This is a genomic window from Paenibacillus sp. EKM10P (assembly GCF_011800655.1).
Classification (GTDB): Bacteria; Bacillota; Bacilli; order Paenibacillales; family Paenibacillaceae; genus Paenibacillus; species Paenibacillus polymyxa.
On record NZ_JAALET010000080.1, the window covers coordinates 1 to 451 of the forward strand.

Annotated in this window: 1 protein-coding gene; it reads left to right on the forward strand. The window is 54.1% G+C overall.

The features are described 5' to 3' along the window. The coding region (locus HFE01_RS26490; protein ID WP_167442910.1) for an AMP-binding protein at positions 1-451 on the forward strand (451 nt) is incomplete at both ends.

The window sequence follows — 451 nt, forward strand, 5'->3', positions numbered from 1 at the left end:
AGCCGGAGTCCGGCCCGAATGATTTGGCGTATGTGATTTATACGTCAGGGACGACGGGGCAGCCGAAGGGCGTGATGCTGGAGCACCATGGGCTGTGCAATCTGAAAACGTATTTTGATCAGACGCTTCGGATCCGTACGTCGGATCATGCGCTGCTGTTCGCCAGCTACTCGTTTGATGCAGCTTGCTGGGAAATCTTCCAAGCGCTGTTCTGCGGCGCCACGTTATACGTACCAACAACAGAGACGATTTTGAACTACGAGCGGTTTGAGCAGTATATGGCCGATCACCACATCACGGTGGCTGCTTTGCCGCCGACCTATGCGGTGTATCTGGAGCCGCAGCGGATGCCAAACCTACGTATTCTGTTCACTGCGGGCTCAGCCTCTTCCACAGAATTGGTATACAAGTGGAAGGATCAAGTGGCGTACTACAATGGCTACGGTCCAAC